This is a genomic window from Tsukamurella ocularis, from assembly GCF_965138335.1.
Taxonomy (GTDB): domain Bacteria; phylum Actinomycetota; class Actinomycetes; order Mycobacteriales; family Mycobacteriaceae; genus Tsukamurella; species Tsukamurella ocularis_A.
The window spans coordinates 41,968-64,676 of the sequence record NZ_CBCSDV010000023.1; the positions used below are offsets into that span (position 1 = coordinate 41,968).

General features: G+C 68.7%; 22 protein-coding genes. 12 read left to right on the plus strand and 10 right to left on the minus strand.

The genetic code is table 11. The features are described 5' to 3' along the window. Window positions 1-19: 19 nt before the first annotated feature. From ACNAYW_RS18595 to ACNAYW_RS18610, 4 genes are all read right to left on the minus strand, one after another. Window positions 20-871: an HpcH/HpaI aldolase/citrate lyase family protein gene (locus tag ACNAYW_RS18595; protein ID WP_415851137.1), complete on the minus strand. Its 852-nt coding sequence runs from the start codon at window positions 869-871 to the stop codon at window positions 20-22. Between the two features lie 71 nt (window positions 872-942). After that, window positions 943-1,410, minus strand: a complete 468-nt coding sequence (locus tag ACNAYW_RS18600; RefSeq protein WP_415851138.1) for an aminoacyl-tRNA deacylase — start codon at window positions 1,408-1,410, stop codon at window positions 943-945. Continuing rightward, window positions 1,407-2,453, minus strand: a complete 1,047-nt coding sequence (gene trpD, locus ACNAYW_RS18605) for an anthranilate phosphoribosyltransferase (RefSeq protein WP_415851139.1) — start codon at window positions 2,451-2,453, stop codon at window positions 1,407-1,409. The genes ACNAYW_RS18600 and trpD overlap by 4 nt, the downstream gene beginning before the upstream one ends. A 23-nt stretch (window positions 2,454-2,476) precedes the next feature. Further along, window positions 2,477-2,932, minus strand: coding sequence for a hypothetical protein (locus tag ACNAYW_RS18610; protein ID WP_415851140.1), 456 nt, complete (start codon window positions 2,930-2,932; stop codon window positions 2,477-2,479). A 149-nt stretch (window positions 2,933-3,081) separates the two neighbouring features. Here ACNAYW_RS18610 and ctaE point away from each other — a divergent pair, with 149 nt between their 5' ends. The 5 genes from ctaE (at window position 3,082) to ACNAYW_RS18635 (ending at window position 8,197) form a co-directional block, all read left to right on the plus strand. Continuing rightward, on the plus strand, window positions 3,082-3,696 hold the full coding sequence (ctaE, locus tag ACNAYW_RS18615; RefSeq protein ID WP_415851141.1) for an aa3-type cytochrome oxidase subunit III: 615 nt from the start codon (window positions 3,082-3,084) through the stop codon (window positions 3,694-3,696). A 38-nt stretch (window positions 3,697-3,734) separates the two neighbouring features. Next, window positions 3,735-4,655: a cytochrome bc1 complex diheme cytochrome c subunit gene (gene qcrC, locus ACNAYW_RS18620; protein WP_415851142.1), complete on the plus strand. Its 921-nt coding sequence runs from the start codon at window positions 3,735-3,737 to the stop codon at window positions 4,653-4,655. After that, window positions 4,652-5,833 (plus strand): cytochrome bc1 complex Rieske iron-sulfur subunit, encoded by a 1,182-nt coding sequence (gene qcrA / locus ACNAYW_RS18625; RefSeq protein ID WP_415851143.1) that lies wholly within the window; start codon window positions 4,652-4,654, stop codon window positions 5,831-5,833. The genes qcrC and qcrA overlap by 4 nt, the downstream gene beginning before the upstream one ends. Continuing rightward, entirely contained in the window at window positions 5,833-7,458 is a 1,626-nt protein-coding gene (qcrB, locus tag ACNAYW_RS18630; RefSeq protein ID WP_415851144.1) for a cytochrome bc1 complex cytochrome b subunit, read from the plus strand. The genes qcrA and qcrB overlap by 1 nt, the downstream gene beginning before the upstream one ends. Before the next feature lie 163 nt (window positions 7,459-7,621). After that, window positions 7,622-8,197 carry a nitroreductase family protein gene (locus ACNAYW_RS18635; protein ID WP_415851145.1) on the plus strand — a complete coding sequence of 192 codons (576 nt, stop codon included), beginning with the start codon at window positions 7,622-7,624 and terminating at the stop codon, window positions 8,195-8,197. A gap of 1 nt (window position 8,198) precedes the next feature. Here ACNAYW_RS18635 and ACNAYW_RS18640 read toward each other — a convergent pair whose 3' ends face one another. The 3 genes from ACNAYW_RS18640 to ctaC all read right to left on the minus strand — a co-directional run bounded on the left by ACNAYW_RS18640 (window position 8,199) and on the right by ctaC (window position 10,612). After that, window positions 8,199-8,921 (minus strand): hypothetical protein, encoded by a 723-nt coding sequence (locus tag ACNAYW_RS18640; protein ID WP_415851146.1) that lies wholly within the window; start codon window positions 8,919-8,921, stop codon window positions 8,199-8,201. A gap of 125 nt (window positions 8,922-9,046) precedes the next feature. Further along, a complete protein-coding gene (locus tag ACNAYW_RS18645; RefSeq protein WP_068521058.1) occupies window positions 9,047-9,478 on the minus strand; it encodes a cytochrome c oxidase subunit 4 in 432 nt (143 codons plus the stop codon). 3 nt (window positions 9,479-9,481) lie between these two features. Beyond that, entirely contained in the window at window positions 9,482-10,612 is a 1,131-nt protein-coding gene (gene ctaC / locus ACNAYW_RS18650) for an aa3-type cytochrome oxidase subunit II (protein ID WP_458630011.1), read from the minus strand. A gap of 208 nt (window positions 10,613-10,820) precedes the next feature. Here ctaC and asnB point away from each other — a divergent pair, with 208 nt between their 5' ends. After that, window positions 10,821-12,785 carry an asparagine synthase (glutamine-hydrolyzing) gene (gene asnB / locus ACNAYW_RS18655; RefSeq protein ID WP_415851147.1) on the plus strand — a complete coding sequence of 655 codons (1,965 nt, stop codon included), beginning with the start codon at window positions 10,821-10,823 and terminating at the stop codon, window positions 12,783-12,785. Between the two features lie 426 nt (window positions 12,786-13,211). Continuing rightward, a complete protein-coding gene (locus tag ACNAYW_RS18660; RefSeq protein ID WP_415851148.1) occupies window positions 13,212-15,293 on the plus strand; it encodes a pentapeptide repeat-containing protein in 2,082 nt (693 codons plus the stop codon). Window positions 15,294-15,469: 176 nt separating this feature from the next. Here ACNAYW_RS18660 and trhA read toward each other — a convergent pair whose 3' ends face one another. The 3 genes from trhA to ACNAYW_RS18675 form a co-directional block, all read right to left on the minus strand. Continuing rightward, window positions 15,470-16,126: a PAQR family membrane homeostasis protein TrhA gene (gene trhA / locus ACNAYW_RS18665; RefSeq protein ID WP_415851149.1), complete on the minus strand. Its 657-nt coding sequence runs from the start codon at window positions 16,124-16,126 to the stop codon at window positions 15,470-15,472. 46 nt (window positions 16,127-16,172) lie between these two features. Continuing rightward, window positions 16,173-17,162, minus strand: coding sequence for a carbohydrate kinase family protein (locus ACNAYW_RS18670; protein WP_415851150.1), 990 nt, complete (start codon window positions 17,160-17,162; stop codon window positions 16,173-16,175). 89 nt (window positions 17,163-17,251) lie between these two features. Further along, a complete protein-coding gene (locus tag ACNAYW_RS18675) occupies window positions 17,252-17,599 on the minus strand; it encodes a HesB/IscA family protein (RefSeq protein WP_068521070.1) in 348 nt (115 codons plus the stop codon). A 122-nt stretch (window positions 17,600-17,721) separates the two neighbouring features. Here ACNAYW_RS18675 and ACNAYW_RS18680 point away from each other — a divergent pair, with 122 nt between their 5' ends. The 5 genes from ACNAYW_RS18680 to ACNAYW_RS18700 all read left to right on the plus strand — a co-directional run bounded on the left by ACNAYW_RS18680 (window position 17,722) and on the right by ACNAYW_RS18700 (window position 22,609). Next, entirely contained in the window at window positions 17,722-18,408 is a 687-nt protein-coding gene (locus tag ACNAYW_RS18680) for a DUF3043 domain-containing protein (RefSeq protein WP_415851151.1), read from the plus strand. Window positions 18,409-18,411: 3 nt separating this feature from the next. Continuing rightward, complete coding sequence (gene cobT, locus ACNAYW_RS18685) at window positions 18,412-20,091, plus strand: nicotinate-nucleotide--dimethylbenzimidazole phosphoribosyltransferase (RefSeq protein WP_415851152.1); 1,680 nt, start codon at window positions 18,412-18,414, stop codon at window positions 20,089-20,091. A 31-nt stretch (window positions 20,092-20,122) separates the two neighbouring features. Beyond that, on the plus strand, window positions 20,123-20,848 hold the full coding sequence (locus ACNAYW_RS18690) for an adenosylcobinamide-GDP ribazoletransferase (RefSeq protein ID WP_415851153.1): 726 nt from the start codon (window positions 20,123-20,125) through the stop codon (window positions 20,846-20,848). A gap of 48 nt (window positions 20,849-20,896) precedes the next feature. Continuing rightward, window positions 20,897-21,331: a DUF7832 domain-containing protein gene (locus ACNAYW_RS18695; protein ID WP_415851154.1), complete on the plus strand. Its 435-nt coding sequence runs from the start codon at window positions 20,897-20,899 to the stop codon at window positions 21,329-21,331. A gap of 63 nt (window positions 21,332-21,394) precedes the next feature. Then, window positions 21,395-22,609, plus strand: coding sequence for an oxygenase MpaB family protein (locus tag ACNAYW_RS18700; protein WP_415851155.1), 1,215 nt, complete (start codon window positions 21,395-21,397; stop codon window positions 22,607-22,609). Window positions 22,610-22,709: the final 100 nt, after the last annotated feature.

Below are 22,709 nucleotides of genomic sequence, written 5' to 3' on the forward strand. Positions count from 1 at the left end.
TGAAGGGTAGGCGCGAATGTCAGTAGCCGCTGTGGCTGACCTCGGCGGCCTCGACCTCGATGCCGAAGTCGACGGCCTGCTGCACGATCTTCTGGGCCCGCGCCAGGCGCGGCAGGTCGGAGCCGTCGGTGATCTTGCCGCCCGACTTCTCGAAGGCGTCGATGAAGCCGTGCGCCCACGCCACCTCCGCATCGCTCGGACTGAGGCCGCTGTTGATGGTCCCCGCGTGTTCCGGCGTGAGGCACAGCTTGCCCGACATACCCATCTCCTTCGCCAGGGCGGTCCCGGTGGGCAGATGCGCGATGTTCAGGGTGGGCCCGTCGATCGGTGCGGGCAGGCGCGCCGCCCGCGAGGCGATGACCAGCTGCGATCGCGCATAGGCGAGCGCGATCGGATCCTCGCCGACGGCGGTGTCGCGCTTGAAGTCGCCCGTGCCGAAGGCGATCCGGAAGGTCGACGGCGCCGACGCGATCCGCTCGACGTTCTGCATCCCGCGGGCCGTTTCGACGAGCGCGAGGATCGGCGTACCGTCGGGCAGCCGGTCCGCCGTGTCGTCGAGGTGGCTCGACCCCTCGGACTTCGCCAGCATCACGCCCTCGAGTCCGGCGCACTGCTTGAGCGCGGCGCAGTCGGCGCTCCAGTACTCGCTCGCCGCATCGTTGATGCGCACCCAGGCGCGATGGCCGGTCGACAGCCATTCGACGGTGTCCGCCCGCGCCTGATCCTTGTCCTTCGCGGCGACGGCGTCCTCGAGGTCGATGATCACGGCGTCGGCCTCGCTGGCCTGCGCGACGGCGAACGACTCGGGATGGGAGGCCGGGACGAGCAGCCAGGAACGGGCGATCTGCGGGGAGACGGTGCGCTTACTCACAGTGTCAAGGTTAGGCGCGCGGAACCCTGAATTCCACGGAATGGAATTTTGTGCGTTCTGTTCGTGGGTGCTCAGTCGGAGATGTCGGCGACGGTCGCGCCGTACGCCGCGACGAGCGCGTCGGCGTCGACGATCGCGCTGTGCCCGTGTGCGCCGGCACCGAGGGCCACCGTCGCGCCGGCGATCCGCTCGTCGACGTACACCGGCCAGTCGCCCCGGGCCCCGACGGGCGTGATCGTGCCGCGCTCGTACCCCGTGGCCTCGAGGGCCTCGTCGGCGGGCGGCATCGCGAGCCGGTTCACGCCGACCACGGCGCGCAGCTTGGGCCAGGCGATCGACCGGTCGCCGGGCACCAACGCGAACAGGTAGGCCCCCTCGCCCCGGCGCACGACCAGCGACTTCACCAGCTGCGACGGCGGCAGGTCCATCAGCGCGGCCGCCTCCTCCAGGCTCCGCGCCGCCGGGCGTTCGCGCACGGTCACCGTCAGGCCGCGCGCCTCGGCGTCGGCGCGCATCCGGTCCAGTCCCGCGTCGCTCACGAGCCCGCGATCTCCTGCGACAGCGCGACCCAGCGGTCGAGCAGCGCGGCCGCGGCACCCGAGTCGACGGCCTCGGCGACCCGCGGCAGGTGCGCCGCGAGCGCGTCCTGCACGGACTCCCCCGCCGTCAGCCCCTCGTAGGCGGCGACGGCGCCGGCGGAGTTGAGTAGCACCGCGTCGCGGACCGGGCCGGTCTCCCCGGCGAGGAAGGTGCGGGCGATCGCCGCGTTCACGGTCGCGTCGCCCCCGCGCAGGTCCTCGATCGCCACGCGAGCCAGGCCGAGTTCACGCGGGTCGACGGACTCCACGCCGACGCCCTCCTCCTGCACGCGCCACACCGTCGAGGTCGCCGTGGTGGTCAGCTCGTCGAGCCCGTCATCGCCGCGGACGACGATGACGTGGTCCTGCCCGCCGCGGTCGGCGAAGGCCTGGGCCACCACGGGCGCGAGGTCGGCGAAGGCGCAGCCGATGAGACCGGCCGAGGGCCGGCCGGGGTTGGTGAGCGGGCCGAGCACGTTGAAGACGGTCGGGATCCCGATCTCCTTGCGGGTCGCGCCGGCGAAGCGCAGGCCCGAGTGGAAGACCGAGGCGAGGCAGAAGCCGATACCCAGCTCGGCGGTGGTGCGCGCGACCCCGTCGGCGTTCAGCCCGATCGCGACGCCGAGCGCCTCCAGGCAGTCCGCGCCGCCCGACTTGGACGAGGCGGCCCGGTTGCCGTGCTTGAGCACGGGCACGCCGGCCGCGGCCACGACGATCGAGCTCATCGTGGAGATGTTGACCGAGTGCGAGCGGTCGCCGCCGGTGCCGACGATGTCGACGGCGCGCGCGCCGAAGGGCACGGGGGTCGTCAGCGAGAGCATCACGTCGGCCAGCGCCCGCACCTCGACCGGCGACGGGCCCTTCATCTTCATGGCGACACCGAACGCGGAGATCTGCGACGGGGTCGCCCCGTCGCTCATGATCTCGGACATCGCCCACCGCGCCTGCTCCGCGCTGAGGTCGCGCTGGGAGGTGAGCTCGGTGAGAACCGTCGGCCAATCCATGGCCGCAACTGTAATCGGGGCGGTCAAGCAGGAATCTGGAGCACCTGCCACAACACGGCCCGGCCGCCGTGCCGCGCGGTCACGCCGGCCATCCGCGAGCGCTCCTGGGAGACGTGCAGCGCGTCCACCTTCTGCACCCGCGCGACGACCACGGTCTCCAGCCCCGCGGGCCCGGAGAGGGCGGCACCGTCGGGCGCCATCCGCTCGTACCGGTCCTGCGCGACGAGCCGCAGCACCTCGTCGACCTCCGCGGGCGGCACTTCGAGGACGTGCCGCAGCACGCTCTGCGCGTCCGGATCGAAGGCCTCCGCGGCATCGAGGACCGACGAGGAGGCCGCCGCGTCGTCGTCCGACGCGGCGACGGGAACCAAACCCGGGTGCCCGGGCGTTAACTCTTCGACGGTGCGCGCGGAGAGGTGGCTCAGCAACCGGCCCAGACGGGTCCGTTGCTCGGGTCTGCCGTTGAGGTCGTAGGGCAAGGTATGCCTTATCTGCCGGGGCCGATCCAGCCGTTGACGTGGTGTTTCGAGTGTACGAGCGGAGGGCGCGCAGCCTGCCCGCGAGATTCGACGCGCCCAATCTGCGACCCGGGTAGGCATTCGATACTACGACCGGTCATACTTGCGGAGTGACTAGCGCCGCACCGACCTCAGCTACAGCCATCACCCAGCGCGTGCACTCACTCAACCGGCCCAACATGGTCAGCGTCGGGACCATCGTCTGGCTGTCGAGCGAGCTCATGTTCTTCGCCGGGCTCTTCGCCATGTACTTCGTGGCGCGGGCCGGAGCTGGGGAGAACGGATGGCCCCCTGCCGACACGAACATCAGCCTGGCCGCGGCCCTGCCGCCGACCATCGTGCTGATCGCCTCGTCGGTCACCTGCCAGCTGGGCGTCTTCGCCGCGGAGAAGGGCGACGTCTTCAAGTTCCGCATCTGGTACCTGGTCTCGCTCATCATGGGCGCCGCGTTCGTCGCGGGCCAGCTCAACGAGTACAAGACCCTGATCGGCGAGGGCCTCACCCTCAGCTCCTCGGTCTACGGCTCGGTGTTCTACATGGCCACCGGATTCCACGGCCTGCACGTGATGGGCGGCCTCGTGGCCTTCGTCTTCATCCTGGCCCGCAGCCGCGCCTCGAAGTTCACGCCCGCCCAGGCGACCTCGGCGATCGTCGTCAGCTACTACTGGCACTTCGTCGACGTGGTGTGGATCGGCCTCTTCGCCGTCATTTACATCATTCGCTAAAGACGTTTATCTCAGTCGCCATCACAGAGGGATAGCAGATGAGTTCAGCCAACTTTGAGCCCGCCGGCGAGGAAGGCGGGCCCGACGGTGCAGGGCGCGCGTCCGTCGCCTCGGCACAGAAGGCCCGGAAGCAGCGCAAGCTCCGCCGCAAGTTCGCGAGCGCGGCGCTGCTGGTCGGCGGCCTCCTCGCCGCGGGCGGTGTCGCCACGATCGCCAGCCCGACCCCGCAGGTCGCGATCGCCGACGACTTCGACGCCGCGCAGGTCGAGAACGGCAAGCGCCTGTACGAGACCTCGTGCATCAGCTGCCACGGCGCCAGCCTCGAGGGCGTGAAGGACCGCGGTCCGAGCCTCGTCGGCGTCGGCGATTCCGCCGTGTACTTCCAGGTGCACTCGGGCCGCATGCCCGCGACGGTCAACTCCTCGCAGATCGTGCGCAAGCCCGCCAAGTTCGACGCCAAGCAGATCGACGCCATGGGCGCGTACATCCAGTCCATCGGCGGCGGCCCGTCGATCGTATGGGAGTACAACCCGGACGGCTCGATCAAGCGCGACGAGAACGGCAACCGCGTCATCGCGCAGGAGTCGCTGCGCGGCAAGAACCTCGGCGCCGGCGCCGAGCTCTTCCGCCTCAACTGCGCCTCGTGCCACAACTTCACCGGCCGGGGCGGCGCCCTGTCCGGTGGCAAGTTCGCGCCTCCGCTGGATCCCGCGAACGAGCAGGAGATCTACGCCGCGATGCTGACCGGCCCGCAGAACATGCCCAAGTTCTCGGACCGTGCACTGTCGCCTGAAGAGAAGAAGAACATCATCGGCTTCATCAAGAACGTCGGCGAGACGCAGTCCCCCGGCGGCCACGGCCTCGGCGGTTTCGGTACCGCGTCCGAGGGCATGGTGATGTGGGTGACCGGGATGATCGCCGTCGTCGGCGCCGCGATGTGGGTTGGGAGCAGGAATTGACCGCCAAGCCGTTGAACAACGTCCCGTCGGACGACGAACTGGACAACCTGTCGCACGAGGAGCTGGTGAAGCTCGGTACCAACCTCGACGGTGTCGAGCTGGTCTACCGCGAGCCCCGTTGGCCCGTCCCGGGCACCCGCGCTGAGAAGCGCGCCGAGCGCACCGTCGCCCTGTGGTTCGCCCTGGCCGGCGTCTTCGGCGCCGCGCTGCTCGGTGTCTTCCTCTTCTGGCCGTGGAAGTACCAGGGCATCGACGACGCCCACTACTGGTGGTACACGCTGTACACGCCGATGCTGGGCATCACCTTCGGCCTCTCGCTGCTCTGCGTCTTCGCGGGCACCGTGCAGTTCACGAAGAAGTTCATTCCCGAGGAGATCGCGGTCCAGCAGCGGCACGACGCCGGTGGCTCGTCCAAGGTCGACAAGGCCACCACGGCCGCGCTGTTCAAGGACGCGCTGGAGACCTCCACGCTCCCCCGCCGCAAGATGATCATGGCCTCGGCCGGGTTCGGCGTCGGCGTCCTCGGCCTCGGTGCCGCGGCCGGCTTCGTCGGCGGCCTGATCAAGAACCCGTGGGCCAAGCGCGAGGCCTCGCCGCTGTGGCACACCGGCTGGTCCCCGTACTGGAACTCGCTGGAGAACGACTTCTCGAGCGACCTCAACCACGAGCCCGTGTTCCTCCGCAACGACGTGGGCGACCCGTACAAGGTCAAGCTCGTCCGCGCCGAGGACCTCGACGCCGGCGGCATGATGACGGTGTTCCCGTGGCGCGTCTCGGACGGCTTCGGCGAGACCGAGGAGTCGCGCCTCAAGCTGCTCCACGGCCTCAAGGGCATCCGCAACCCCGTCATGCTGATCCGCCTGCGTCCCGAGGACGCCGTGCGCGCGATCAAGCGCGAGGGTCAGGAGAGCTTCAACTACGGCGACTACTGGGCCTACACCAAGGTCTGCAGCCACTTCGGCTGCCCCACGTCGCTGTACGAGCAGCAGACCAACCGCATCCTCTGCCCCTGCCACCAGTCGCAGTTCAACGCGCTCGAGTACGGCAAGCCGGTCTTCGGTCCCGCCGCCCGCGCGCTCGCGCAGCTGCCGATCTCGGTGAACGAGCAGGGTTACATGGTCGCCAACGGCGACTTCATCGAACAGGTCGGACCGGCCTTCTGGGAGGCGACGCACTGATGACCACACTCGGCGAGCGCGTCGGACAGCAGGCCAACGAGGTGGATTCCCGATACCACCTCGCGCCGGGCATCCGCCGCCAGATCAACAAGGTCTTCCCCACGCACTGGTCCTTCATGCTGGGCGAGATCGCGCTGTACAGCTTCGTGATCCTGCTGCTGTCGGGCGTCTACCTCACCCTGTTCTTCGACCCGTCGCTGTCGGAGGTCCACTACGAGGGCGCCTACGAGCCGCTCCACGGCGTCGCGATGTCGCGCGCCTACGCCACCACCCTGGACATCTCGTTCGAGGTGCGCGGCGGCCTGTTCGTCCGCCAGATCCACCACTGGGCCGCCCTGATGTTCGCCGCGTCGATCATCATCCACATGGCCCGCATCTTCTTCACCGGCGCGTTCCGTCGCCCGCGTGAGGCCAACTGGGTCATCGGCTGCGCGCTGCTGCTGCTCGCGATGTTCGAGGGCTTCTTCGGCTACTCGATCCCGGACGACCTGCTCTCGGGCACCGGCGTCCGCGCCGCGATGTCGGGCATCGTCGTGGGCCTCCCCGTGGTCGGCACCTGGGTCCACTGGGCCCTGTTCGGCGGGGACTTCCCCGGCGAGCTGCTGATTCCGCGCCTGTACGTGCTGCACATCCTGCTGTTCCCGGGCATCATCCTGGCGCTGATCGCGGGCCACCTGGCCCTGGTCTGGTACCAGAAGCACACCCAGTTCGCGGGCCCCGGCCGCACCGAGGAGAACGTGGTGGGTGTCCGCATCCTCCCCGTCTTCGCGGTCAAGACCGGCGCCTACTTCGCCGCCACCTTCGGCATCATCGCCCTCATGGCGGGCATCTTCACCATCAACCCGGTGTGGACGATCGGCCCGTACGACCCGGCGAAGGTCTCCGCGGGCGTGCAGCCCGACGTCTACATGATGTGGACGGACGGCCTGGCCCGTCTGTGGCCGGCGTGGGAGCTCTACTTCTGGGGCCACACGGTTCCGGGCGCCGCGTTCGTGGCGATCATCATCGGCGTGATCATCGGCCTGATGATCGGCTACCCGTGGATCGAGAAGAAGCTCACCGGCGACGATGCGCACCACAACATCCTGCAGCGTCCTCGCGACGTGCCGGTGCGCACCGCGATCGGCGCCATGGCCCTCGCGTTCTACATCGTGCTCACGCTGTCCTGTGTGAACGACGTCATCGCGCTGAAGTTCCACATCTCGCTCAACGCGATGACGTGGATCGGCCGCATCGGCCTGGTCGTGCTGCCGCCGGTCGCCTACTGGCTGACCTACCGGTTCTGCATCGGCCTGCAGCGCGCCGACCGCGCGGTGCTGGAGCACGGCATCGAGACCGGCGTCATCGTGCGTCGCCCGAACGGTGAGTTCATCGAGCTCCACCAGCCGCTCGGCCCGGTCGACGAGCACGGCCACGCCGTGCCGCTCCCCTACGAGGGCGCGGTCGTCCCGACCAAGGCCAACCAGCTCGGCGCGGCCGGCCAGCCCGGCACGGGCTCGTTCCTGCGGGCCGACTCGGCCGAGGAGCAGCGCGACAACGCCGCCCGCGACCACGCGAACGAGCTCAAGGCGCTCGAGGCGCTCAAGAAGGTCCAGGACAACGGCGGCAAGATCGACGTCGAGTAAGTCCTGACGAAGCCGCTGCGGCCCCTCCCCTACCCCGGGGAGGGGCCGCAGTCGTTTCCGGGTCCGACGGTCCGCCGCAGCGCGGACAGCACCGTCGCCCCGCCCGAACGGGGTGTCCGCGCACCGGCGGGAGGGCCCACGGTCATCGCGCACAATGGACTCCGTGAGCATCTGCGAGATCCCGGTCGTCCCGGAGGTCCATCCCGCCGTCCTGCGCCGGCGCAGCCCGATGGCGTTCGACGCCGACGCGGAGATCGGCGACGCCGCGCTCGACACGATCCTCGACGCCGCCCGCCTCGCTCCCTCGGCCGGCAACTCGCAGCCCTGGGCGTTCGTCGTGGGCCGCCGCGGCGACGGCGTGCACGCGCGAATCGTCCGGCACCTCGCGGGCAGCTCGGCACGGTGGGCGCCGGACGCCTCCGCGATCGTCGTGAACCTCGCCCGGGTTCTCGTCGAGGACACGGACTGGGAGTACTCGGAGTTCGCCCGCTACGACCTGGGCCAAGCGGTGGCGCACATGACGCTGCAGGCGCTCTCGATCGGCTTCGACGCGCACCAGTTCCGCGCCTTCGACCGCGACGCCGTCGCCGTCGAGTTCGGAGTGCCGCGGGAGTGGGAGGTGACGTCGATGACGGCCTTCGGAGTCGCGGCGCCCGGCACCGTCGCCGGGGTCACGCGCGAACGACGCAGCCGGGACGACGTGACGTGGGCCCGCGCCCGCGGCGACGAGCGCCGCTGATTCAGGCCAGGCGCAGGCGGAGCAGGTAGCTGTTCTCCCCCACCGGGGCGCCGGGCTTGCCGAGGCACACCTCGTGCCAGGCGCCGTCGACGGCCGTGAGGCCGCGCTCGCGCAGCTGCACGGCGAAGGCCTTCGCGGTGGGTGTCAGGGCGGCCGACCAGCGCCCGTCGACGCGGGTCTGGAGGTACGACGACGCGGGCAGGTCGAGGCTGCGCACGCGGGCCAGACTCAGCCCCTTACTGACCTCGAGCTGTTCGAGGACGTCCCCCACTTCCGCCTCGTCGATCCACGCCGGCCGACGCAGGAGCAGGGTCCAGCGAGCGGAGTCGGTGTGCTGGGGCGCCACGTCGCCGCGGAGGCGTTCGAGCGGGGGCATCCGGAAGTCGCTCCGGGGCGCCTCGTCGGCGCCGGGGGTACCGCGCCGGTAGAGCGCCTTGTTGCGCACCTTGACGCCGTAGGCGGCCGCGTAGAGGGCCTCCGCGGCCGCGCGGAAGTCTTCGGAGGTGCGCGGGCTGCCGACGGTGTCGACGGCCAAGTAGGACCGCTCGGGGGCCTCGACGACGCCGACGTGGCCGACGGTGTCGTAGTCGCCGGCACCGTACGCCTCGGGCTCCGCCTCGGCGAAGTCGAACTTGACCTTCGGCGGGGCGACGGTCCCTCCCCTGCCGCGCACCTCGTCGGCGGTGAGTCTGCGTACGGACAGCCCGGCTCTGGCCTGCGTCATGGGTGCATGCAATCAGACGGAGGCGACTCGGAGGGGACGCGGCAGTGAACGCCGACGGAAGAGCGACGCCCGCCCCGGTGAACTGATTTCTCAGAACCGGGGCGGGCGTCGCTGAAGAACGTGTCCTAGTGCTTCTCGGGGCCCTTGTGGTACTCGAAGACGAGGCCCCAGGCGGCGCCCACGACGAGCAGGCCACCGAAGAACCAGAGCCAGTAGAGCTGCAGGGCCACGGAGATGCCCACCACGGCGACGGACGCCGACAGCAGGATGGGCCACCACGAGTGCGGGCTGAAGAAGCCGAGCTCGCCGGCACCGTCGGACACCTCGGCGTCCTCGTAGTCCTCGGGGCGGGTGTCGACGCGATTGGACACGAACCGGAAGTAGGTGCCGATGATCAGCGTCAGGCCGCCGGTGAGGAACATGCCGGTCACGCCGACCCACTCCACGGCGCCGTAGCCGTAGCCGGGGCCCCAGATCGCGGTCGCGACGGTGTACAGGATGCCCGCGAGGAAGAAGAACGCGGTGAGGAACTCGAAGAGTTTCGCTTCGACCTTCATGGGTCAGTTCGCTCCTTCTGCATTGACGGGCGCGGTGCTGTTGCCCGACGGGGTGCGGCCGGTGCGGCGGGTGTCGAACGGGAACGTGCTGGTGGACACGCCCACCTCACCGATCGACTCGAGCGCCGCGACGTTGTCCTTGCCGCCCTGACGCGCCTCGATGTACTTCTTGAAGTTCTCCGGCGTCACCGCGCGGATCTCGAAGTTCATCATCGAGTGGTAGTCGCCGCACATCTCGGCGCAGCGACCGACGAAGGCGCCGGGCCGGTCGATGCTGGACACCTGGAACTTGTTCTGGGTGTGGTTCTGCACCGGGTTCGGCATCACGTCGCGCTTGAAGGCGAACTGCGGGACGTAGAAGGAGTGCACGACGTCGGCGGAGGCCAGGTCGAACTGGATGCGGGTGTCGGTCGGCAGCACCAGGACCGGGATCTCGGCGGACGAGCCCTGCACCTCGACGGTGCTGAACTTCAGGTAGTCGCGGATCTCCTGGAAACGGCCGTGGTTCGGGCCGCGCTCGGGCTGCGCCTCGACGTGCCCGTGCTCCTTCATCTTCTCGGCTTCTTCGTTGAGCTTCGCGATGTCGGGCTGCTTGCCGTACGGGTTCTCCCGCTCGAGCTTGATCTTGTTGCCGTCGAGGGTGACCTCGCGGTACGCGAAACGCCAGTTCCACTGGAACGCGGTGACGTCCACCGTCACGCCCGGGTTGTCCTCGATCTTCTCGACCTTGGTCTGCACCACGACGGTGAAGTAGAAGAGCACGGCGATGATGAGGAACGGGATCGCGGTGTACAGCAGCTCCAGGGGCACGTTGTACGCGGTCTGCCGGGGGAAATCGGGCGAGTCCGCCTTGCGCCGGTGGAACGTGATGGTCCAGAACGTGAGGGCCCAGACGAGCACACCCATGATGAGGGCGGCGACGACGGACCAGCTCCACAGCTCAGTCATGTCACGGGCCTCGGGGGTAACCCCCTCGGGCCAACCGAAACGCATCACCTCGTCGGCCGAGCAGCCCGCCAGAGCGAACATGCCAGCGACGAGCCCGGCGGCCAGAACCAGGCGCTTACGCCAGGACGCGGCCCCACCGTGGGCGTTACTTCCGGGTGCCAATGTCGCGCCTTCCTGCTGAAACACGGTCAGTGCTACGGGGCCCGTTCCGGACCGCTCTCCCCGTCCGGGAACTCACGGCCGGGGCTGCACGTTCCCCTTGTACTACGCAGCGTAGACCAACGGGACGGGGTACACGTTGCGGGGTCGGCAAATGGCGCGTCGTTTCGCGTGCCCGGGTTGCGGGCCTGCGGCGTTCCAGCGGAAGGGGCCCGTTCCGGCATACTGGTCAACCGTGTGTGGCCTCCTGGGATTCCTGTCCGCCGATCAGCGCGCGGGCGACGTCGTCGACGCGGTGACCGCCGCCGGCCGGTGCATGCGGCACCGCGGGCCGGACGAGTTCGGCGGCTCGTGGCACGACGACGACCTGGCGCTGAGCTTCAACCGCCTCGCCTTCATCGACATCGAGCACGCGCACCAGCCGCTGCGCTGGGGCCCGCCGGAGAACCCCGACCGGTACGCGCTGACCTTCAACGGCGAGATCTACAACTACCTCGAGCTGCGGCGGCGGCTGACCGACGAGTTCGGCGCCGCGTTTCGCACCGAGGGCGACGGCGAGTCGATCGTCGCCGGGTTCCACCACTGGGGCATCGACGGGGTGCTGGCCGAGCTGCGGGGCATGTTCGCCTTCGCGATCTGGGACACCGAGAAGCGGGAGCTGACGCTCGCCCGCGACCAGTTCGGCATCAAGCCGCTGTACGTCGCGACCGGATCGAAGGGCACCGTCTTCTCCAGCGAGAAGAAGTCCGTGCTCGCCCTGGCCGACGAGGCGGGCCTGAAGCAGGGCCTCGACGCCCGCGCCGTGCAGCACTACACCGTCCTGCAGTACGTGCCCGAGCCCGAGTCGCTGCACCTGGGCATCCGCCGCCTCGAGTCGGGCTGCTCCGCGACCCTCTCCCCCGGCGGCGAGGTCGTCGGGAAGCGCTACTTCGAGCCCCGCTTCCCCGTGAAGCCGGTGGGCGGCGGCCTGGAGTCCGCCGAGGCGAAGGCCGTCTACCGCGATATCGCCGACGCGCTGCGCGACTCGGTGAAGATGCACATGCGCGCCGATGTGACCGTCGGTTCCTTCCTCTCCGGCGGCATCGACTCGACGGCCGTCGCGGCGCTGGCGATCCAGCACAATCCCGACCTGATCACCATCACCACCGGATTCCAGCGCGAGGGCTACAGCGAGGTCGACGTGGCCGCCGAGTCCGCCGAGGCGATCGGCGCACGGCACGTGGTGAAGACGGTCTCGCCCGAGGAGTTCCGCGACGCGATCCCCGCCATCGTCTGGTACCTCGACGATCCGGTGGCCGATCCGTCGCTCGTGCCCCTCTACTACCTCGCGCGCGAGGCCCGCAAGCACGTCAAGGTGGTGCTGTCGGGCGAGGGCGCCGACGAGCTGTTCGGCGGCTACACCATCTACAAGGAGCCGCTCTCGCTCGCACCCTTCGACAAGCTGCCGGCGTGGGCGCGACGCACCGCCGGGAAGATCGGCGACCGCCTGCCCGAGGGCAAGCGCGGCAAGTCGTTGCTGCAGCGCGGCTCGCTGCCGCTCGAGGAGCGGTACTACGGCAACGCCCGGTCGTTCAACGACGCGCAGTTGGACTACGTGCTGCGCGACTTCCGGCCGGAGTGGACGCACACCGACGTGACGGCGCCGATCTACGCGAAGACCCGCGGATGGGGCCCCGTCGAGCGGATGCAGCACCTCGACCAGTTCACCTGGCTCCGCGGCGACATCCTCGTCAAGGCCGACAAGATGACGATGGCGAACTCGCTCGAGCTGCGCGTGCCGTTCCTCGACAAGGAGGTCTTCCGCGTCGCGGAGACCCTGCCCGCGGATCTCAAGCTGGCCGGCGGCACGTCGAAGTACGCGCTGCGCCGCGCGCTGGAGGAGATCATCCCGCCGCACGTGCTGCACCGGAAGAAGCTGGGCTTCCCGGTGCCGCTGCGGCACTGGCTGGCCGGCCCGGAGCTCTACGACTGGGCGCGCAACGTCATCGAGGAGTCGCAGACCGACGAGTGGATCGACCGGCGCGCCGTGCTCGCCATGCTCGACGAGCACAAGGCCAAGGCGCCCGAGGGCTGGCCGGGCGGCACCGACCACTCCCGACGGATCTGGACCGTGCTGGTGTTCATGGTCTGGCACGGCATCTTCGTCGAGGACCGCATCCACCCCGCCATCGAGGAGCCGGTCTACCCGGTCCGCCTCTAGAGAGTCCTCAGACGCTGCGAAGCGCCGACGGAGCCACATGGATCGCGCCGCCAGTAGGAGTCGTAAGGCGAACCTGTCCACATTCACCATAATTCTCAGCGGGATCGTTTGGACGGCTCAATTGACGTCACGCAGGTCCATTTCCTCAACCGATCGCCCGGTATGACATAACGACGGCAAGCCAACGAATTCGATTCGCATCCTTCGCGCAAAGCCCAACCTCGGGAACATGCCCGATAGTCCGCTCCCAGTCCGACTACACACAACACGAGAGAAGACGCCCCGACCACGGCACAGGAATCAAACACGGGTACGGGTGCGCCACCACTCGCTAGGATTGCTTGCGAACTCACACTACCCTTCGAAGTCACGCGTCGCACCACCGTCAGTCGAGGCTAGCAAGGCTGCCTACCTCCAGGAGAAGATTTGGAACCCGAAACTTCGGCAGAAAAGAGAGTACTCGAGGCCGCGAGCCGGAGTGACTCGTGCGACCTCCGCACCCCCCAAGAACGCGCAAACGGGCGGTGGCGCCCCACAGTAAAACAGGCGGAAAGCTGGGACAAAAGCAGGTCCGTCAGGGCCGAATTTATCCACTTTCTGCTATTTACAAAGAAGTACAGTGTCCATATTTACGGCGCAAAGATTGTAGGAGTTCTCAAGTTTCGCGGAGAACAACGCGTACCCCTCAACCTCATCGCGTGCGTAATCACAGGGCATGTCGACGGAAAGAATTCAAGGCTATCCGGGGATGCAAGCTTTGAGCGCACAACATTCGTCGCCGGAGCCGCATTCTCGGGAGCGGAATTCCCAGGAGCCACCAAGTTCACAGGCGCGACGTTCTACTCAAGCGCTGGATTCGATCGTGCTGCCTTCAACGAGGTGGTCGACTTTCAGCAAACCACCTACCGCGCAGGCGTTTCATTCAGCGAATCCAGATTCGCACTTAAACCAAGATTCAAGGGTTCCAGATTCACCGAGCACTTCAATTGTGCCGAAACAATATTTCAACGAGGAGCCAATTTTACAGCATGTCAGTTCCTTAAGGAAGCACACTTCGAAAAGTCGTATTTCGGCAACAGTTCGAATTTTAGAGGCACATTGTTCCGCGGTGTAGCACAGTTCGACTCGAGCACCTTCAACGGCCCCGTCCACTTCGACAGAGCAGCCTTCGCAGGACCCACTACGTATCAGGGTGCAACTCTGATCTCAGGCGCATCCTTCAGGAACGCGACGTTCGAAGCTAGTGCAAGTTTTCGCAATACAATTTGCGCAAAGGAGGCGTTCTTCGGCTCTGCAAGATTCTACCAAGAGGCAGACTTCGAGGGAGCCTTGTTTATGAAACTCGACTTGAGTCAGACGGTCTGGGAATGCGGACTATCGAGCAACTCCATCGTTGCAGCAGGCGCTTCCGTATCTCTCGTGGACGCCGAGTTCAAGACTTCAATCAGAATCAACATGGATGCACCGTCCATAAATGCTACAAGGATGCAAGCTAAAGAAAGCGTCCATTTCACGATGAGCACACAATCGCAGCTCACACTCGAAGAGGCAGATATCGCACCGGGTTCGAGAATTGCCGGAGCACCGGACACTGACTCGATCAACGTGCGACGATCGCCCAGAAGACTGCCGATAGAGTACTTTAAGAAGCGCTCTGGCGACTATTTCGACGACGTCTGGCGGGCCTATTGTCAATCAATGAATTCTTTATACAAGAGCCTGTCAAAGATGCCTGGGCTTGGAAACCGACCCGAGGTCACCTCGCTACGTCGTGCTCAGGTCTCAGGCGTCACAATCTCGGACCTCAATCTCCGCCGATGCGAGTTCTCTGCCGCTTCAGGACTCGACAGCCTCGTCATATCTGGGTCGGATGGACTCGCCTCCAATCGCGGCGAAAGTCGGCGTTCGAGTTTCGGGTCGTATGAGATCGACCGTCATCATGGGTACACGTGGTGGAAAACAGACCGGCGCATTATTTATGACGAGGTTTTGTTGGGATCCGAGCACTCTTCTCAGTATCACAGTACCGCGAGTAAGGTCTCTGCAACCTATCGGACGCTAAGGAAGTCCCTCGAGGAGAGCAAGAACTCTCCTGGCGCATCGGATTTCTACTACGGCGAGATGGAAATGCGGCGGCGGGCGGCGGCCATGCCTTCTGCAGAGAGACTATTCTTGGAAGCCTACAGGGCGTTGTCCGGCTACGGCCTGCGCGCCTGGCGAGCGGTCCTAGCATTGGCGATGGTAGTCACACTCGCAGGGTGGTGTTTTACTAACAGCGCTTGGGTCCGGCCAGGAGCTACGCGTTCTACGGCCACACTAGATCCAGACAGCGCGATCTGGCCGTGGGCATTCGCTGCCCAAGAGACAGTCGCGATATTTCGCCCCGCAGGAACGGCGGGAGTCACGCTGGTCGGCGCGGGGATCGCGGTTGATATCTTCGTCAAAGCCGCAGGTCCAGTTCTCCTAGCCTTGATCGTTCTTGCCATAAGAAACCGAATGAAACGCTAGTCGCAGGATTGTGAAACCTCAGATTGAGTGTTTGCGATCTACCTAACATTCCAACAGAATCCGCCCGCTGAATTACGCTTCGTGACCTTACAGCCCTCGGCCGAGGAATTTCGAGGCGTGCGTTCATCGCAAGCGTTGTACCCACCGACACCTTGCCCGCAAGACGAACGCGCGAGTCAACGCAGCAGCGCGATCCACATCGCGGCGTAGTGGCACAGCGCCGCGATCACCGTCGCGGCGTGGAAGAACTCGTGGTGCCCGAAGACGCCCGGCCACGGGTTGGGCCAGCGGGTGGCGTAGAGCACCGCCCCGCCGCTGTAGAGCACGCCGCCGACGGCGAGCAGGATCGACGCGGTCCAGCCGGCACCGCGGACCAGGTCGCCCGCGACGGCGACGACCACCCAGCCGAGAGCGATGTACAGCGGCACGCCCACCCAGCGCGGGGCGTGCGGCCACAGCAGCTTGAGCGCCACTCCGGCCAGGGCTCCGCCCCAGACCACCGCGAGTACCCACCGGGCGACGCCGGGCGGCAGGGCCAGCACCGCGATCGGGGTGTAGCTGCCGGCGATGAAGACGAAGATCATGCAGTGATCGGCGCGCTTCATCCAGATGCGCTGCGCATCGGTCCACCCCCCGCGGTGGTACGCGGCGCTCACGCCGAAGACGCCGATCACGGTGATCGCGTAGACGAGAAGGGCGAGCCCGGCCGCGGAACTCTCCCGGAACCCCGCCGCCACGAGAGGGATCCCCAGGACTGCGGCGCCCAGCGCACCGAATTGGTGGATCACGCCCCGCAGGCGCGGCTTGACCTCGGGAACACCGGCGACCGTCATGAACCTACGATACCGTAGGTTACTCGCCGGTAATCGGAGTTGTGACCTACAGCGCAGCGAGGATCTCGGCGGCCACCTCGGTGCCGTACGCCTCTGCGAGACGCTCGGCGGCATCCTCCACGTCGTACTCCCACGCCTGCGGCCCGACGGTCTCGAGCACCTTCACCGCGACGTACGAGCCGAGTTGACCTGCGCGCTCGTACGACAGCCCCGCGTCGAGGCCCACGAGGAAGCCGGCGCGGAAGGCGTCGCCGACGCCCGTCGGGTCGACGCGGCCGCGGTCGGGCACCACGTCGACGTGGATCTGCTCGGCGACGCCGCCCCCGGCGCCGTTGACGACGATGTCGGCGCCCTTCTCCGCCAGGGTGGTCACCCGGACCTCGACCATCTCGGTGAGCCGCTCGGCGCTCACCCCGGTCTTCTGCTGGAGCAGGCCCCACTCGTACTCGTTCGTGAACAGGAACTTCGCACCCTCGACAAGGTCGCGGGCCTCTTCGCCGTTCAGGCGTGCGAGCTGCTGCGACGGGTCCGCGGCGAAGGGGATCCCGGCCGCGCGGCACTGCACACTGTGCAGCGTCATCGCAGCGGGATCGTTCGCGCCGATCACCACCAGGTCGAGCGCGCCGACGGTGGCGGCCACGTCGGCGATGGCGATCTCCCGCGACTCGGCCATCGCGCCGGAGTAGAAGGAGGCGATCTGCGCCATCTCCGAATCGGTGGTGCACTGGAAGCGGGCGGTGTGCGCGGTCTGCGAGACGCGCACGGCGCGGGTGTCGACGCCCGCGTCCTCGAGCCATGTGCGGTAACCCTCGTCGAAGTCGGCACCGACCGCGCCGACCAGCACGGGCCGTCGGCCGAGCCGGGCCATGCCGAAGCTGATGTTCGCGCCGACGCCGCCGCGCTGCAGGACGAGCTCCTCCACGAGGAAGCTCAGCGACACGTGCGCGAGGTGTTCGGCGAGCAACTGCTCGGAGAACTTCCCCTCGAAACGCATCAGATGATCGGTGGCGATGGAACCGGAAACGGCGATCGACACGACGAAACCCTCCCGTGGTCGGCGACGGACGAATCCAGTCAGCCTAACCGCGAGAGGGTCCCGGACGCCGCGCGGGCGTCAGTCGTGCGTCAGTTGAACGAGTCGCCGCAGGCGCACGAGCCGGTGGCGTTCGGGTTATCGATGGTGAAACCCTGCTTCTCGATCGAGTCGACGAAGTCGATCTTCGCGCCGATCAGGAACGGCACGCTCATCCGGTCGACGGACAGCTTGACGCCGCCGAACTCGGACATCACGTCACCGTCGAGCGACCGGTCGTCGAAGTACAGCTGGTACCGGAGCCCCGCGCAACCACCCGGCTGCACCTCGATGCGCAGCGCCAGGTCGTCACGACCCTCCTGGTCCAGCAGCGCCTTCGCCTTCGAGGCAGCGGCCTCGGTCAGCACCACACCGGTGGTTTCGCTCTCAGCAGTAGTCATAGGTTCTCCTCACAGACGCACGTCGGTGTCTGGTTCAACGGTACTCCCCCACCCCGCATTCCCGGGAGTCACACCTCACCCGCGTCGTCGCGCACCCGGCGGGATCGAATAGGCTGGACGATGTGAAACTCCCCTGGCAGAAGGCCGACGATTCGACCTCCGAGGCGGCGGAGTCCGCGGCAGCCGACACCGTCGACGAGACCGCTGCGGATCCGCTCGCCAAGCCCGCGCAGACGGCGGGCAAGGGCCGCCCCACCCCCAGCCGCCGCGAGGCGCAGGGTCGCAAGCGCGGCCCCGTCGCCCCCGCGCCGATGACGCGGGCCGAGGCGCGCGCGCGGAAGAAGGAACTGCGCAACTCCATGAGCAAGGAGGAGCGCAAGGCCGCCGCCGCCCAGCGCCGCACGCAGGCCAACGAGCGCCGCGAGCTCATGATGGAGGGCGACGAGCGGTACCTCCCCGCCCGCGACAAGGGCCCCGTCAAGGCCTACGTGCGCGACCTCGTGGACGCGAAGCGCCACATCTCCACCATGTTCATCCCGTTCGCCGTCGCCGTGATGGTCTTCATGTTCGTCACGGTCAACCGGCCCGAGCTGGCGGGCATCCCGATGCTGATCCTGCTGGTCATGGTCGCGGTCATGGCGATCGAGGGCTTCCTCACCGGCCGCCGCGTCAACAACCGGGTCCGTGAGCGCTGGCCCGACACCACCGAGACCGGCTTCCGCCTCGGCTGGTACGCCTTCATGCGCTCCACCCAGTTGCGGCGCATGCGCATCCCGCGGCCGCAGGTCAAGCCGGGCGACGCGGTCTAGCCCGTGGCGCTCACCCTCGTTCTCGGCGGGGTCCGCTCCGGCAAGTCCGCCCGCGCCGAGCATCTGATCGCCGGATCCGGCGCCCTCGTCCGGTACGTCGCCACCGCGCCGCGGCCCGACGGTGACCCCGACCTCACCGCGCGCGTCGCCGCGCACCGCGAGCGGCGCCCGTCGTCGTGGTCCACGGTGGAGACGCAGGACCTGCGCGCGGTCCTGGCCGAGGGCTCGGTGCCGACGTTGATCGACGATCTGGGCGGCTGGCTCGCCGCGCGGCTCGACGCCGCCGGGTGGGAGACGCCCGAGAACGTGACCGCCGACCTGGACGGCCTCGTCGCCGCCGCGGCGGCCTTCCCCGGCGAGCTGGTGATCGTCAGCCCCGAGGTGGGCCTGTCCGTCGTCCCTCCGACGCACGCGGGCCGGGTGTTCCAGGACCTGCTGGGAACACTCAACGCCCGGATCGCGGCGATCGCCGACCGGTCCGAGCTCGTCGTCGCGGGGATCGCGGTGGCCCTCGCCGGCGCGTCCGCCGCCGCCCCCGCACCGAGCGGTACGGCCGCCCCGAGCCTCGTCAAGCCGGTGCCGGAGGTACCCCCGGCGCCCCCCATCGTGCTCCCGCCGTTCGAGCCGGGTGCCGACCCCCTGGCGTTCCCACAGCTCTCCCCGCCGGATCCGTTCGTGGGGCGCGAGGCCCGGGACCGCCAGCTGGAGCTCACCAAGCCAGCCGGGTCGCTGGGCCGCCTGGAGCAGCTCGGCGAGTGGATCGCCGCGTGCCAGGGCGTGTGCCCGCCGAAGCAGTTCGAACGCGCGCGCATCGTGGTCTTCGCCGGCGATCACGGCGTGGCCGCGGGCGGCGTCTCCGCGTACCCGCCGGAGGTCACGGCGCAGATGGTGGCCAACTTCGCCGCCGAGGGCGCCGCGATCAACGTGCTGGCCGCGCAGGCCGGCGCGACGGTCCGCATCGAGGACATCGCCGTCGCGGGCGACACCCGCGAGGAGCTGAGCCGCAACAAGATCCGCCGGTCGTCGGGCGACATCGCCGTCGCCGACGCGATGACCGACGAGGAGACGATCGCCGCGATCGCGGCCGGCCGCCGGATCGCCGACGAGGAGGTCGACTCCGGTGCCGACCTGCTCATCGCCGGCGACATGGGCATCGGCAACACCACGCCCGCCGCGGTGCTGATCGGCGCACTCACCGAGACGGAGCCCGTGCTCGTGGTGGGCCGCGGCACCGGCATCGACGACAACGCGTGGATGCGCAAGGCCGCCGCGATCCGCGACGGCATGTACCGCGCCCGCCCGCACACGGGCAATCCGAAAGCACTGCTGCGCAGCGTCGCCGGGGCCGATCTGGCCGCGATGGCGGGGTTCCTGGCGCAGGCCGCGGTCCGGCGCACGCCGGTGATCCTCGACGGCGTCGTAGTGACGGCGGCGGCCCTGGTGGCGAACGACCTCGCCCCCGGTGCCGTGAGCTGGTGGGTCGCCGGGCACCGGAGTCCGGAGCCGGCGCACGCCCTCGCACTGCACCGCCTGGACCTCGAGCCGCTCCTCGACCTGGGCCTACGACTGGGCGAGGGCAGCGGCGCGGCCCTCGCGCTGCCGCTGGTCCGCTCGGCGGTGGCCGTCCTGGGCGAGATGGCGACCTTCGACGCCGCGGGCGTCTCCGGGAAGGCCGCCGACTGACGTGCGGCACCTCGCCGCCACCGTCGCCTGGATGACGGTGCTGCCCGTGCCCGGCTCCGTCCAGCCGAGCCCGGTCACACGGGCCGACGGTGCCCGCATCATCGCCCGCGTCCCGCTCGCGGGCGCGATCGTCGGGGCCGCCGTGGTCGCGGTGGCCTGGGCGGCGCACGCCGCGGGGCTACCGACGGTGCTCGTCGGCGCCCTGGCCGTCGCCACCGCGGCGCTGCTGACGCGCGGCATGCACCTGGACGGGTTCGCGGACTGCGTGGACGGGCTCGGCAGCTACGGCGCACCGGAGCGGGCGCGGGAGATCATGCGTCAGGGCACCGTCGGCCCGTTCGGCGCCGCCGCGCTCGCCCTTCTGCTCGTCGCGGAGTCCGCGGCGGTGGGCGCCCTCGCGGACCGCGGGGCGTGGCTCGCGTTCGGGGTCGCGGTGGGCGCCTCCCGGGTGGCGGCGGTCCTCGGCTGCCGGCGCGGGTGGGCACCGTCGAACCCCGACGGGTTCGGCGCGCTGACGGCGGGCACCCAGGGACCGACCGCGCAGGCGCTGTGGGTGACCGTCGCACTCGCCGTGGCGATTCCGGCCGTGCCGGGACGCCCCTGGCAGGGGCCGCTGGCGGTCGGCGTCGCTCTCGCGCTCTCCACCCTCGCGATGCGCCACTGCGTGCGCCGGTTCGGCGGAATGAGCGGCGACGTCCTGGGTTTCGGCATCGAGCTCGCGCTCGTGATCACGCTGATCGGACTCTGCGCCGCCTGACAACCGCGTCGCAAGCGCCCGCCAAGCACAGTGAGCCAGGCTCACGGCATGACCTACGACGACGCCGGGTGGCACTCCGACACCATTGCCGAACTGGATCTGCCGGAGGAGGCGGCGAGCACGCACATCGGGATGTTCTACGCGTGGGCCCGCGCCCGCGGACTCGCGAGCGGCACGCACCTGGAGCACGGCGTCGACGGCGCGGTGCCCGACGGATCGCTCCACCTGCTCGACGACCGCTCGATGACGCCCGGCGCCTACGCGGACACCCATCTCGCCGGCCAGCTGGACGTGAGCGCGTTCACCGCGGAGGGGCAGGCGTTCACCGAAGCGGCGTACCGGGCCTATCTGGAGGCCTACGACCGGATCCCCCCGGTGACGTCGGCGGAGAACATGTACGCCGCCGCGGACACCTGGCTGCTCTACAACGCGGTCGAGCCGGTGCTCGACGAGCTGTACGCGGCGTGGAGATCCCGGCGCTGATCCCCGTCGACGTCGCCGGCGCCGGACTCGACAACAGCCGTTGTCAAGAGTAGACACAGAGATGTGACGACCGTGGACACCCCGAGGCCCATCCCCGCCCGCCACCCCGCGCGCCCCCGGCGGGTGCCGCCGGGGATCCGGATGGTGAGCGCGTTCCTCCGGCTCCCGGAGCCCACCGACGCGGAGTTCCGGCGCTTCGGCGAGCTGCTCACCGTCGGCGATGCGCCGATGGACGAGCTCGCCGACTGGATCTACGAGGACCGCGACGTCCGCAAGCCGATGTTCGACCGCGCCCTGAACGAGGGCATCGCGTCGGTCCCCGAGGCACCGTCGGAACTGCGCACGTTCTTCGAGGACATGGAGACCGCCCCGGACTGGGTCGATTGGGACCGGATCCTCCTGGGTGGGCAGCTCATGCGCAGCGGCGGCGCCGACGGCTTCTCCATCGCGCGCGACGTGGCCCTGATGGGCGGCTACCTGTTCTCGGGCTTCAACCAGACGCTGCTGCGCACCGGCGCGCTGGAGAAGGGATCGAACAAGCGGTTCGCGGAGACCTCGCAGTGGGCGCTCGACGTGATCGTTCCCGAGGGCCTGCGGCCGGGCGGACCGGGCTACCGGTCGACCCTGCACGTGCGGTTCATCCATTCGATGGTGCGCCGGCACGTCATGGCGCTCCCCGACTGGGACTACGAGACCTACGGGCTGCCGATCAATCAGACCGACATGGCGGCGACCCTGGTGGGCGCGCTCATCGCGCCGGTCGCCACCGGGGCGGGGATCGGGCTGTTGGCGAATCCGCGCGAGTACGAGGCGGCCGCGCACCTCACGCGGTACGTCGGCCGACTCATGGGAGTGCACGACGACTTCCTGCCGCACAGCTTCCGCGACAGCCTGCGGATCCTGTTCCAGACCTCGCGGGCGCTCTCGACCCCCGACGAGACCAGCAAGGCGCTCGCGCAGCCGATGGCCGACGACCCGATGCGCTGGACGTACGGCAACCTCACGGGGCTGCGGCGGCGGATCGCCCGCTCGCAGCACCTGTCGATCGCGACGACGTACCTCGGCAGAGCGGCGATGAAGGAACTCGGCGTCCCGCCGACCCTCCCCTGGTACCCGGCGCTCCGGATCCCGTACCACGTCGTCGAATCGGTGTTCAATCAGTTGCCCGGCGGCCGCGAGCGCGCCGCCCGCCGCGGTGATGCGAGCCAGGCGAAGTTCATGCGCATGCTGAACGAGGAGGCGGCCGTCGGCCACTCGGCGCACCACGTCACGCACTGACGCTGCCCCGAGCCGACGGGCACACTCGCAGCGTCACTTCGGGTCAGGGTATGCAGAAAACGCATACCCTGACCATCATTTCGGCAGGTCACGAAGGGTA